Genomic DNA, 12,754 nt, shown 5'->3' on the forward strand with positions numbered 1-12,754 from the left:
TAACCTTCCCCCGCTAGTGGGCGTACACCTCGAACTCGTAGAGGGAATAGCCGTACTTCGTGCCGCGCTGGACACCGGCCATCCGGACGTGACGGGCGTCCACGGCGTCGAAGGCGACGTTGTCCTGCCCGCCGTCTCCGTCCACTATGGACGCCACGTCCCGCCAGCTCGTCCCGTCGGACGAGACCTGCACCTTGTACGCCTTGCCGTACGCCGATTCCCACCGCAGGACCACGCGGGAGACGCGCTGCACCGAACCGAGATCCACGGTGATCGACTGGTTGTCGCTCCAGTCGCTCGCCCAGCGCGTCGACAGGTTTACGTCGATGGCGTTGGACGGCGGCGAGTTGTACCAGCCCGTTTCGTGGCTGGTCGCGCTCACCGAGCGGCCGGTGGCGAGGTTGGCGATGTTGTCGCCGCGTTTCGCCGGGAACTCCACGACCTGCTGGAAGGTCGGCCGGTTCTGGGTGCTCATCTTGTCCTGCGTGATGCCGCCGAGCGCGCGGTGGATGATCGTGTCGGCGCACCACTGATCGCCCGCGGCGCAGTCGCCGTCACCGGGATAGACGGTGTTGGCGGGCTGCGCGGCCGCCTGCGTCAGCGAGTCGAGCAGCACCTGGCGGCAGGCGTTGAGGTCGCCCCCGCCGCAGTACTTCACGGTGAGCGGACCGGCGACGTTCTGCCCGAGTACCGAACGGATGTCCTTGTGCACGTAGCCCCACCAGCCCGCCTGGTACGACGAACCCGCGTGCGACTGGCCGACGTGCTTGCCGGGAACCTCGTTCTGCCAGCCCGACGGTGACTCGTTGATCTTCAGTACCCCGACCATGGCGCCGTAGGCGTCGCCCATACCCGGTTTGAACTGCGCGTTCACCAGCAGCGGCCACCAGGCGTCCATGATGCGGATCGCGTCGGCGTTGGCGTAGGCCTTGCTGCCCGGCGAAGTCTCCGAACGCAGACCGCCCGCGGCGAGCCAGGTCTTCAGCTTCGCCACCGCGTCCGCGGCCGGACCGGTCACCGGCGCCTTGTCGATCACCTTGAACAGCTCCGGCAGCACCTTCTCCGCGCGGAGGTCGGCGAGCGCGGCCTCCTCCATGGCCTGCGTGAGGTTCACCCGCGTCACCTTGGTGCCGCTCGAGATCAGCTTCTTGACCCGCGCGTCGATCAGATCGCCGCGGTGCACGGAACTCTTGTCCGCGCCGCTGGCCGCGTAGCCGTTGGCCTGCGCGTTGTTCCAGCTGATGTAGTAGTCCTGGTTGATCGACTGCGGATGCTGCGACGACGGCGTGTAGTTCGCGAGGTTGCCGTCGGGGTTCCAGCCCTGCCAGTCGAATCCGGCGTCGCCCTTCACCGGCATGGCCGGGTCGACGTTCGGGTTGCGGACCGGGTTCGAGCCCGAGTTGAAGTACGCGACGTCACGCGAGTCGGCGTAGAACCAGTTGTAGGTCTGGTTGACGTCGGCCGCCGCGGCCTGGAAGTCCTGCGCGGACTTGATCGCGTCCGGGTCGTTGAACTTCTGGAAGCCGATGATCGTGTCGATCTCGTGCTGGAACGTCGACCGCAGCGACGCGTACGCGACCGGTTTGCCGCCGACCAGCGCCCGGCTCGTCACCGGCCCGTACTTGGTGCGGAAGCTGCGCAGGGTGTACGAACCTTCGGCCGTGCCGTCGGCGACGGTGGGTTTCCAGGAGTTCTTGCGTTCGACGATCTCGAACGGCAGGCACTGCCCGCGGAACCGGTAGAAGTTGGAGTTCTTCGTCGGCGCGGAACCGTTCTGCTCGCACAGTTCGACGGCGTAGGTGTCGACGATGTCCTGCGACGCCGACGTCGCGCTCCACGAGTAGTCCTTGCCGCGGCCGAGCAGCACGTACATGCTGATCCCCGCGAACGAGGCGCCGCGGGCGCTGATGCCAGGGCCCTGGATTTCTTGCAGCATCAGCAATTGCGGCGCGAAGTAGCCGGCCTGCGGGCCGAAGACGGCGACCGGGTGCCCGCTCGCGGTCTTGGCGCCGGAGACCACCAGCGCGTTGGACATGCCGTGCTTCTCCGACAGCATGTTGCCCGGCAGGACGCCGTCGTCGAAGATGCCGCGGACGGCCTTCTGGTCTTCAGGCGCGGGAACCTCCACCTTGGCGGGTGCCGCCGTCCCGGCGGAACCGGTCGGATCGAAGACCAGCTGCTGCCCGGTGACCGAACCCTTGTCCGGCATCGCGGCGCCCTGCGGGTTCGACGGCGCCTTGCCGTAGTCGAAGGTCTGTCCATTGTGGAGGGTCTTGACGGTCTCGGGATCGTCTTCGGACCGGAGGCTCCGCCAGACCTTGTCGCCCTGTTCGAGACCGTACTTCTCCTGCATCGCCAGCTTCGCGATGGCGTTCTGCACCTCCCCGCCACCGCCGGCGCCGAACTGCGCTCCGACGACGGCGGCGAGGACGACGAGGTCGGTGAGCTTGAACGGCTCGATGGTCCCGGCGTTCGTGATCGCGTCGACGTGCCCGGTGAGCACGTACTCGCCGGGGAAGTAGCGGCCGCTGTGCGCGTCGGAGATGTACTTGTTGACACCTTGGACGTAGGCCTCGGCATCGGCTTTGCCCTGTGCGCCGCGCGGGCCACTGGCCGCCGCGTTGTCGATCTGCTTCTGCAGTTCCTGTTCGGTGTACGGCGCCGACGAGAAGAAGCTCTGCTCGAGTTCGCGGTTGCCCTGGGCGCCACCGGCGAACGAGGTCAGCTGGCCGCGGCCGACCCGGCGCATGATGTCCATCAGCCACAGGCGGTCCTGCGCGGCGGCGTATCCGGCGCCGTACATCGTGCCCGGCCGCGTCGTGCCGACGATCCGGGGCACGCCGGTCGCCTTGTCGCGGGTGATCGTCACGTCCGGACGCGGTTTGATCGTGCTCTCGACCTGCCCGGACGGAACCCCGAACGAGGCGTCGTTGAAGAACTGGTTGATCTTGTCCGTGGTCAGCGTCTTGTAGCCGTCGGCGAGCGAGGCGTACTTGCCGAGCTGATCGGCCGAATGCGCGGGCCGGGTGCCGAACGCCTTGTGCGCCAGGATCTCGGCGAGGGTGGCGTTCCCCTTCGTGCCTGGCGGGAGGATGTCACCGCACTGGCCGCCGCAGTAGTCGTCGAGCGCGGCCGCCACCACCGAGTCCGGTGGGGCTTCCGCGGCGTTCGCCTGAAGTGCCGGGACGGTTCCCGCCACCAGCGTCAGCCCCGCCAGCGTCGTCAAGACCCGTATGCCTCGTCGCATGAAAGACCTCCGTCGTCGGAGAGTGACGAGGCGCACACTACCCACGGGTATCCAAATTTGTGAAGACTATTCGCGTTCTTGCCACCGTTCGGCGGAACACTCGCCCTGCGGACCCGGGACCAGCGCAGGTATGTTCCAGGCATGTCTTCGCAGAAGCCCCAGATCGACCGCCCCGAGGGGCCCGCGCCCTCCGAGCTGGAGACGACCGACATCTCCGTCGGCGACGGCCAGGAGGCCAAGTCCGGCGACACCGTCACGGTGCACTACGTCGGCGTCTCGCACTCGACCGGCGACCAATTCGACGCGTCGTGGGACCGCGGTGAGCCGCTCCGCTTCGGCCTCGGCGCCGGCCAGGTCATCCCCGGCTGGGACCAGGGCGTCGCCGGGATGAAGGTCGGCGGCCGTCGCAAGTTGGTCATCCCGCCGCACCTCGCGTACGGCGAACGCGGAGCCGGCGGCGTCATCAAGCCGAACGAGACCTTGATCTTCGTCGTCGACCTCGTCGGCGTGAACTGACCCACACCCGCACCACGAAGGGAGCCTTCACCTCATCTAATGGGGCGAAGGCTCCCTTCGTCGCATCACACGAGGTGAAGGGCCCTTCAGCCCAGGCCGAACCCACTCACCAACCGCCGCCGACCGCACCGTGGGGGTCCGGGTGGTCGCGGTCACCGACGACGGGCCGGGCATTCCCGNGGCTACGACCAATACGGCGGCCAGCAGCAGGGCGGCTACGACCAGGGCTACGGCGGCGCACAGCAACCGGGCTACGACCAGTACGGCGGTGCCCAGCAGCAGCCCGGCTACGACCAGGGTTACGGCGGCGCCGCGCAGCAGCCCGGCTACGACCAATACGGCGGCCAGCCGCAGCAGGGCGGGTACGACCAGTACGGCGGCGGCCAGCAGCAGTACGGCCAGCCCGCCGCGGACCCGTACGCGCAGGGTGGCGGCTACGGCGGCCAGCCGGCGGCCGGGCGTCAGCTCGCCGCGAGCCTCCAGCTCGACGACGGCTCGAACCGTTCGTACTCGCTGAAGCAGGGCGGGAACGTCGTGGGCCGCGGCCAGGACGCCGACTTCCGGCTCCCGGACACCGGCGTCTCGCGTCGTCACCTGGAGATCACCTGGGACGGACAGAGCGCGACGCTCGCGGACATCGGTTCGACCAACGGCACGACGGTCAACGGCACCCCGGTGCAGACCTGGCAGCTGGCCGACGGCGACGTGATCCGCGTGGGCCACTCGTCTCTCGTGTTCCGTACGCAGGGCTGACCGGCGGCGTCCGGAGGGGGTATCGCAGAATTGCGGTGCGGGACCTGTGGTGGATCGGCACCGCGGGTCGTACGCGGAGAGCAGCGCTGTCCGGAGCCGACCATCCCGGACGGCACGGGCTCTCCGCGGCGTACAGGAGAAACGGGAGCGGACACAACAAGTGCCAGAGCTGGTCGTTCAACTCACCAGGGTGGGCTTTCTCGTGCTGCTCTGGCTCTTCGTGTTCGCCGCGTTGCGTGTCGTCCGTTCGGATCTGTACGCGGCCTCCGGGCTGCGAGTCGCCGTCCCGACGTTCGGTCGCAAGAAGAAGGAAACCAAGAAGCCGCGCGGCGGGAAATCGCCGCAGCAGCTGCTCGTGACCCATGGTGCGCTGGCAGGAACCAGGATCGCCTTGGACGGCAGGCCGATCCTGATCGGCCGCGCCGACGACTCGACCCTGGTGCTGGACGACGACTACGCGTCGACCCGCCACGCCCGGATCGCCCTGCGCGGGGAGGATTGGTACGTGGAAGATCTGGGCTCGACGAACGGGACGTACCTCGACCGGGCTAAGGTCACGGCACCCCTCCGGGTCCCGCTCGGAGTCCCCATCCGGATCGGCAAAACGGTGATCGAGCTTCGCCCATGACTCTCGTCCTCCGCTACGCGGCTCGCAGCGACCGGGGCCTGGTGCGTTCCAGCAACCAGGACTCCGTGTACGCCGGTCCCCGCCTGCTCGCCCTCGCCGACGGCATGGGCGGTCACGCCGCGGGTGAGGTGGCCAGCAAGGTCGTCATCGCCTCCCTCGCCCCACTCGACGACGACGATCCGAGCGACGATCTTCTCGCTCAGCTGCGTGAGGCCGTCCAGAACGGCAACGCGGCCATCGCCGAACTGGTCCAGCAGGACCCGGACCTCGACGGCATGGGCACCACCCTGACCGCCGTGCTGTTCGCCGGTTCGCGGATGGGTGTCGTGCACGTCGGCGACTCGCGGGCGTATCTGATGCGCGGCGGTCAGTTCTCGCAGATCACGCGGGACGACAGCTTCGTCAACGAACTTCTCGAACAGGGCCGGATCACGCCGGAAGAGGCCGCGGTGCACCCGCAGCGGTCGCTGCTGCTGAAGGCGCTCACCGGCCATGAGGTCGAGCCGAGCCTGACCGTGCGTGAGGCCCGCGCCGGTGACCGGTACCTGATCTGTTCGGACGGCCTGTCCGGCATGGTCAGTGACGAGACGCTGTCCGAGGCGATCCAGATCCCGGATCCGCAGGCCTGCGCCGACCGGATGATCGAGCTGGCGCTCAAGGGCGGCGGCACGGACAACGTCACGGTGATCATCGCCGACGTCGTCGACGTCGACTTCGGTGAGGACGCGCCCATCGTGGGCGGCGCCGCCGGGGACGGCAGTGACGAGTTCCACCAGGGCGACTCCCCCGCCGCCCGCGCCCGCGCGCTGACCCAGCCCGCGCCGCAGCCGCGGCCCGAGGTCCAGCCACAACAGGAGGACCCGAAGGTCAAGCGCCGGAGGCGATTTCGCTGGCTGGCGGGAGCTGTGGTCGTCCTGATCGTGCTGGCCGCGGCGGCGATCGCCACGCGGTATTTCGTGCTGAGCCAGTACTACGTCGGCGAGGGTCCCGGCGAGGAGGTCGTGATCTATCGCGGCGTCCCCGGCAGTGTCCTCGGCATCGACCTGCATGCCTTCGAGCAGGGCTCGTGCCCGCCGGGCGGGCTGTGCACCGACAAGCTCTTGGTGCCGGCACTGCAGGAGGACGCGCGGATCGCGGTGAAGAACGGCGTCAAGAAGGACAACCTCGACGACGCCCGTAAGTACATCGACGACTTCCTGCGGCCGCACAAGCAGCTGGCCGACTGCAAACCGAACTCCAGCTCGACTTCCACGCCGCCTACCGAACCGGCACCGCCGGTGTCGTCGTCGGCTGCCGCCCCTTCTACCCCCGCCTCGCCGAGTTCGGCGAATCAGCCAGCGGGGAGGGACTGCTCGACGCCGACCACGGCAGCACCAGGGGGCGGTAACTGATGAGCACGCCGCTCGCCGATCCGGCTTCGGCCCAGTTCGCCACGAACCCTCCGCGCGAGCTGCCCAAGCGGCGCGGCACCGAACTCGTCCTCCTGGCGTTCGCGACCTTCATCGTCACCGTCGCGCTCGTGCTGGTGGAGGCGAACCAGGAGCAGGAACTCACCAGCTCGATCATCTGGCTGGGGCTCTCGTACCTCGCGGTGCTGACGGCGGCGCATCTGGCGGTCCGCCGCTGGGCGCCGTACGCGGACCCGGTGATCCTGCCGTGCGTCGCGCTGCTGAACGGGCTCGGCCTGGTGATGATCCACCGGATCGACCTGGCGCTCGCGGAACGCGCGATCCAGCAGGGCAGGGAGTACACGCCGGACGTCACCAAGCAGGTGCTGTTCACGGCGATCTCGCTGGTGCTGTTCGTGGTGGTGCTGGTCGTGATCAGCGATCACCGCACGCTGACCCGCTACGGCTACACCTGCGGTCTGGTCGGGATCGTGGCGCTCGCGCTGCCCGCGGTGCTGCCGTCGAGCCTGTCCGAGGTCAACGGCGCGAAGGTCTGGATCAAGCTGCCGTTCTTCTCGATCCAGCCGGGCGAGTTCGCGAAGATCCTGCTGATGATCTTCTTCGCCTCGTTCCTGGTGACGAAACGCGACCTGTTCATGGTCGCGGGCAAGCGGATCGTCGGCGTCGAGCTGCCGCGTGCGCGTGACCTCGGCCCGATCCTCATCGCGGCGGCCGCCTGCCTCGGCGTGCTGGTGTTCGAGAAGGACCTCGGCACGTCGCTGCTGTTCTTCGGTGTCACGCTGGTGATGCTGTACGTCGCCACCGAGCGGGTCATCTGGGTCGTGCTGGGTGTCGGCTTCTTCGCCGCCGGCGCGATCATCGCCTACAACCTGTTCACGCACGTCCAGCAGCGCGTCCGGAACTGGATCGACCCGCTGGCCACCTACGACGACCCCGGCGGCGGCTACCAGGTCGCGCAGGGGCTGTTCGGGCTCGGCACCGGCGGGGTCGGCGGGACCGGCCTCGGCGCCGGCCGGCCGGATATGGTCCCCGAGGCCAAGACGGACTTCATCACCACCGCGATCGGCGAGGAACTCGGCCTGATCGGGCTCACGGCGATGCTGATGCTGTACCTGATCCTGGCGATGCGCGGGATGCGCAGCGCCCTCGCCGTGCGCGACACCTTCGGCAAACTCCTCGGCGGCGGTCTGTCGTTCGCCCTGGTCATGCAGATCTTCGTCGTCGTCGGCGGCGTCACGAACCTGATCCCGAACACCGGGATCACCGCCCCGTTCCTCTCCCGCGGTGGTTCTTCACTGCTCGCGAACTACATCTTGGTGGCCCTCCTGCTCCGAATCTCCGACGCCGCCCGCAAACCCGCGGTGCGGCCGAAGCCGCAGCAGCCGCAGGCGCCGCTCGCCGAAGCGCACACGGTGATGGTCCAGCGGCCGCCCGCGACCGGTGAGGGGAGCCCCTCGTGAACACCCCGCTCCGCAAGGTGGGTGTCGCCATGCTCGTCATGGTGGTGCTCCTGATGGCCAACGCCACCTACATCCAGGTGGTCAAGGCCGACGACTACCGCACCGACTCGCGCAACGTGCGCGTGCTCTACGACGAGTACTCCCGCCAGCGAGGGCTGATCGTGACGCCCGACGGCGCCGCGCTCGCGAAGGTCGACCCGTCGAACGACAAGTACAAGTTCATCCGGACCTACGCCGACGGCCCGATGTACGCGCCGGTCACCGGCTACTACTCGATCAACTACGGCTCAGGCGGTTTGGAGCGGTCCGAGGACGACGTCCTCAACGGTTCCGACCCGCGGCTGTTCGTGCGGCGTCTTTCGGACATGGTCACCGGCCGCGACCCGCGCGGCGGGAACGTGCGGCTGACGATCAACCCGGCCGTGCAGAAGGCCGCGTACGACCTGATGACGCGGAAGGGCTACACCGGCGCGGTGGTCGCGATGGAGCCCAAGACCGGGCGCATCCTCGCGATGGTGTCGACGCCGTCGTTCGACCCGAACAAGCTGGCCTCGCACACCACGAAGGAGCAGGTCGCGGCCTGGTCGCAGTGGCGCGACGATCCGAAGAAGCCGATGCTGAACCGCGCGATCTCGGAGACGTACCCGCCGGGTTCGACGGCCAAGCTGCTGGTGACCGCGGCCGCGCTCGAGGACGGCAAGACCGCGGACATGCCGGTCAACACCGCGCCCAACGTGAAGCTCCCCGGCACGCAGACGACGCTGGAGAACTACGGCGGCGCGGCCTGCAAGGGCAGCACGCTGAAGGAAGCGCTGCGGTACTCGTGCAACGTGCCCTTCGCTGAAATCGCCGGCGAGCTCGGCAAGGACAAGCTGAACGCGACGGCCAAGAACTTCGGCGTCGGCGAGGACCTGACCGTGCCGATGCGGGTCGCCGGGTCCTCTCTCGGCCCGCTCGAATCGAAGGCGGCCCTGTACCAGAGCGCCATCGGCCAGCGCGACGTGCGGCTGACGCCCCTGCAGGACTGCCTGCTCTCGGCGACCATCGCGAACAACGGGATGGCGATGAAACCGCAGCTCGTGCAGTCGCTGCTGGCGCCGAACCTGTCGACCATCGAGGACTACACCCCGATCGAACTGACCGGTGACGCCGCGATGTCCAGCGCGAACGCCGCGATCCTGCGCGACATGATGCTGGCGTCGGAAGAGAACACGAAGGGCGCCGGCAAACGCGGCGACATCCAGATCGCCTCCAAGACCGGCACCGCCGAGCACGGCAACGACCCGAAGAACACCCCGCCGCACGCCTGGTACACCGGGTTCGCGCCGGCGATGGACCCGAAGATCGCCGTCTCGGTGATCGTCGAATCCGGGGGTAACCGCGGGCTCGAAGCGACCGGTGGCACCGTGGCCGCGGAGATCGGCCGCGCCGCCGTCAACGCCATGCTCGGGGGTGGATAGCGGATGCTGTCCTCGGGTCAGCTGCTGGCCGACCGGTACAAGCTGACGAACCGGATCGCCGTCGGCGGGATGGGCGAGGTCTGGCAGGCCAGCGACACGCGGCTGGACCGGACGGTCGCGGTCAAGATCCTGAAGGCGGAGCTGTCCGGCGACGCGGAGTTCCTGCACCGGTTCCGGACCGAGGCGCGGATGACCGCGTCGCTGAACCATCCCGGCATCGCCGCGGTGCACGACTACGGCGAGACGGTCGCGGACGAGCTGTCGATCGCGTATCTGGTGATGGAGCTGGTCGAAGGCGATCCGCTGGCCGCGATCATCACCCGCGAAGGACGGCTGAACGCCGAGCGCACCTTGGACATCTTGGAGCAGGCCGGTAACGCGCTGCAGGCCGCGCACGAAACCGGTCTTGTGCACCGCGACGTCAAACCGGGCAACATCATGGTGACCCCGGCAGGGCAGGTGAAGATCACGGACTTCGGTGTCGCCAAGGCCGCCGACGCCGCCCCCGTGACCAGGTCCGGCATGGTGATGGGCACCGCCCACTACATCGCACCCGAGCAGGCGCTCGGGCACAACGCCGAACCGGCGAGCGACGTCTACTCGCTGGCCGTATGCGGCTACGAATGCCTCACCGGGCACCGGCCGTTCCTTTCGGAGAACGCGGTGACCGTCGCGATGATGCATATCCGCGACCTCCCGCCGCCGCTGCCGCCTGACGTGCCACCGGGCGCCCGCGCGGTGATCGAAGCGACCCTGATCAAGGATCCGAGACAGCGGTACAACAGCGGTGGCGAGTTCGCCGCCGCGGTGGCCGCGGTCCGCGCCGGGCTTCCGCTGCCGACGCCGTCGGGGCTGGTGAACGTGGCGTACTCCGCGGGTCAGCCCGTGATGCAGCCCGGCCCGCATTCGCCGCCGAACCCGATGGTGGCCGTCGGGCCGGCGTCGCATCCGGCGATGCACCCGGTCAGCGGCCCACCGCCGATGGCGGTCCGCCGCCTGCCGGGCAGACGGCCACAATGGGGCTGGTGGGTACTGCTCGCGGTGATCCTGATCGCAGTACTGGTGGCAGGAGCCTTCCTCATCGTGAGACTGGTCGGTTCGGGCAACGGACCGCAGTCGGGTGGCGTGGAAACCAGTGAACACGCGCCGGCTCCGGGTAAGGAGTCTGAAGGTCCTTCGCCGACATCCGCATACCCAGCGGTGCCGACGGAGGGCGGCACCGAGGAGCCGGCCGGACAGGCGAATCCGGGAATGATGAGCAGCAAACCTTGGACGGAATGGAACGGCACGCAGAGATGAGCACACCAAGACTGCTCAGCAACCGCTACGAGCTGGGCGAAACGCTCGGCTACGGAGGCATGTCGGAGGTCCACCACGGCCACGACGTGCGCCTGGGCCGGGAGGTGGCGATCAAGATCCTGCGTGCCGACCTGGCGCGGGATCCCCAGTTCCAAGAACGTTTCCGTCGCGAGGCACAGAACGCGGCGGCACTGAACCACCCGGCGATCGTCGCCGTCTACGACACCGGCGAGACGAACACCGAGTTCGGCCCGCTGCCCTACATCGTCATGGAGTACGTCGAAGGACGGACTCTGCGGGACATCGTGAAGACCGAAGGGCCGATGTCGCAGAAGCGGGCGATGGAGGTCATGGCCGACGTCTGCGCGGCACTGGACTTCTCGCACCGGCACGGCATCGTGCACCGCGACGTCAAACCGGCGAACGTGATGATCACGAAGAACGGCGCCGTCAAGGTGATGGACTTCGGCATCGCGCGCGCCATGCACGACGGGCAGTCCGCGATGACGCAGACCGCCGCGGTGATCGGCACGGCGCAGTACCTCTCGCCGGAGCAGGCGCGCGGTGAGTCCGTCGACGCGCGTTCCGACGTCTACGCCGCCGGCTGTGTGCTGTACGAACTCATCACCGGCGAGCCGCCCTTCACCGGCGACTCGCCCGTGGCGGTGGCGTACCAGCACGTCCGGGAAGACCCGAACCCGCCGTCGTCGGTGAACCCCGCGGTGGCGCCCGAGCTCGACGCCGTCGTGCTCAAGGCGCTCGCGAAGGGCCCGGCGAACCGGTACCAGTCGTCGGCGGAGATGCGTTCGGACCTGGTCCGCACGCTGTCCGGCCAGCGTCCGGCCGCGCCGATGGTGATGTCGGAGGACGAGCGCACCCAGGTCATGGACTCCGACCGCCGGGTGCCGCCGCGCTACGACCAGTACGAGGACGAAGAAGAGGACCCGGCCGCGAAGAAGAAGCGGCGTGCCTGGCTCATCGCCGGTCTCGTGGTCTCGCTGGCCGCCGTGGTGCTGCTGATCATGTGGCTGTCCAACGCGTTCAACAGCACCGGCGCGGAGAGCAAGGCGATCCCGAAGGTCACGGGCCAGTTCGAGTCCGCGGCGAAGGACACGCTCCGGGCCGCGGGGTTCAACTCGTTCGAACCCACCAAGAAGGTGCCCTGCACCGGTGAGGCCGTCAACGGCCTGCCCGCTTGCGACGAGAACCTGATCGACAAGGTCATCGCGATCAGCCCGGCCGAGGGGCAGATGACGCCGACCTCGGAAAAGATCACGCTGACCGTCGGCGCGAAACCGGGCAAGGTCAAGACTCCCGACCTCAAGGGCAAGAGCGTGGCCGAAGCCACGGCCGCGCTGACCGAGGCCGGTCTGAAGCTCGGCGCGACCACCGAGGAAGAGACCGAAGACCCGAACGAAGCGGGCAAGGTCATCTCGCAGAACCCGGCTTCGCAGGCCGAGGTCGACCAGGGTTCGAAGGTCGACCTCACGGTCGGCAAGTCCAAGGAACTGAAGACGGTCCCGAATTACAAGGGCAAGACGCAGGCCGAGGCCGAAGCCGGGTTGAAGGCGGCCGGGTTCACCCCGTCGGTCACCAACGTGGACTCCGACCAGCCCAAGGGCACGGTGATCGACCAGACCCCGAACGGCGGCAAGGTCCCCGTCGGCAGTGTGGTCAAGCTGTCCGTGTCGAACGGCAGCCAGGAGACCTTCGACATGCCGAACCTGAAGGGCATGCCCGAAGATCAGGCGATCCGACAGTTGCAGCAGCTGGGCTGGAGCGGTCAGCTGAACACCCAGGCGGACAAGAACGGCGACAAGGACGACGCGGGCAAGGTCAGCAAGACCAACCCGCAGGCCGGTTCGAAGGTCGCGAAGAACGCGCCGATCACGCTGTTCATCGTCGAAGGCGACGAGACGCCGACAACGACGTCGAGCTCGCGGCTCTTCCCGCCTCCGTGATCGATCGCTGACGCGAAAGGG

General features: G+C 68.4%; 8 protein-coding genes and 1 pseudogene. 8 read left to right on the plus strand and 1 reads right to left on the minus strand.

Features of this window, described 5'->3' with window-relative positions:
• Nucleotides 1-13: 13 nt before the first annotated feature.
• A complete protein-coding gene (locus LCL61_RS06700; protein WP_340686043.1) occupies nucleotides 14-3,247 on the minus strand; it encodes a penicillin acylase family protein in 3,234 nt (1,077 codons plus the stop codon).
• A gap of 141 nt (nucleotides 3,248-3,388) precedes the next feature.
• Between LCL61_RS06700 and LCL61_RS06705 the strand changes: the two genes are divergently transcribed.
• The 8 genes and pseudogenes from LCL61_RS06705 (at nucleotide 3,389) to pknB (ending at nucleotide 12,733) form a co-directional block, all read left to right on the plus strand.
• On the plus strand, nucleotides 3,389-3,763 hold the full coding sequence (locus LCL61_RS06705; RefSeq protein ID WP_340686044.1) for an FKBP-type peptidyl-prolyl cis-trans isomerase: 375 nt from the start codon (nucleotides 3,389-3,391) through the stop codon (nucleotides 3,761-3,763).
• A 171-nt stretch (nucleotides 3,764-3,934) separates the two neighbouring features.
• Nucleotides 3,935-4,516: pseudogene (locus LCL61_RS06710) on the plus strand (FHA domain-containing protein); the annotation flags it as partial.
• Between the two features lie 160 nt (nucleotides 4,517-4,676).
• Nucleotides 4,677-5,144, plus strand: coding sequence for an FHA domain-containing protein FhaB/FipA (locus LCL61_RS06715; protein ID WP_219146788.1), 468 nt, complete (start codon nucleotides 4,677-4,679; stop codon nucleotides 5,142-5,144).
• The gene (locus LCL61_RS06720; protein ID WP_340686045.1) at nucleotides 5,141-6,535 is read left to right on the plus strand and encodes a protein phosphatase 2C domain-containing protein; all 1,395 of its coding nucleotides are present in this window, start codon (nucleotides 5,141-5,143) and stop codon (nucleotides 6,533-6,535) included. The genes LCL61_RS06715 and LCL61_RS06720 overlap by 4 nt, the downstream gene beginning before the upstream one ends.
• Nucleotides 6,535-8,013 carry an FtsW/RodA/SpoVE family cell cycle protein gene (locus tag LCL61_RS06725; protein WP_340686046.1) on the plus strand — a complete coding sequence of 493 codons (1,479 nt, stop codon included), beginning with the start codon at nucleotides 6,535-6,537 and terminating at the stop codon, nucleotides 8,011-8,013. Before LCL61_RS06720 ends, LCL61_RS06725 begins: the two co-directional genes overlap by 1 nt.
• The gene (locus LCL61_RS06730; RefSeq protein WP_340686047.1) at nucleotides 8,010-9,473 is read left to right on the plus strand and encodes a peptidoglycan D,D-transpeptidase FtsI family protein; all 1,464 of its coding nucleotides are present in this window, start codon (nucleotides 8,010-8,012) and stop codon (nucleotides 9,471-9,473) included. Before LCL61_RS06725 ends, LCL61_RS06730 begins: the two co-directional genes overlap by 4 nt.
• Nucleotides 9,474-9,476: 3 nt before the next feature.
• Nucleotides 9,477-10,772 (plus strand): protein kinase domain-containing protein, encoded by a 1,296-nt coding sequence (locus tag LCL61_RS06735; RefSeq protein ID WP_340686048.1) that lies wholly within the window; start codon nucleotides 9,477-9,479, stop codon nucleotides 10,770-10,772.
• Complete coding sequence (gene pknB, locus LCL61_RS06740; protein WP_340688512.1) at nucleotides 10,769-12,733, plus strand: Stk1 family PASTA domain-containing Ser/Thr kinase; 1,965 nt, start codon at nucleotides 10,769-10,771, stop codon at nucleotides 12,731-12,733. The genes LCL61_RS06735 and pknB overlap by 4 nt, the downstream gene beginning before the upstream one ends.
• Nucleotides 12,734-12,754 lie beyond the last annotated feature (21 nt).

This window comes from Amycolatopsis coloradensis, assembly GCF_037997115.1.
In the GTDB taxonomy this organism is placed as follows: Bacteria; Actinomycetota; Actinomycetes; order Mycobacteriales; family Pseudonocardiaceae; genus Amycolatopsis; species Amycolatopsis coloradensis_A.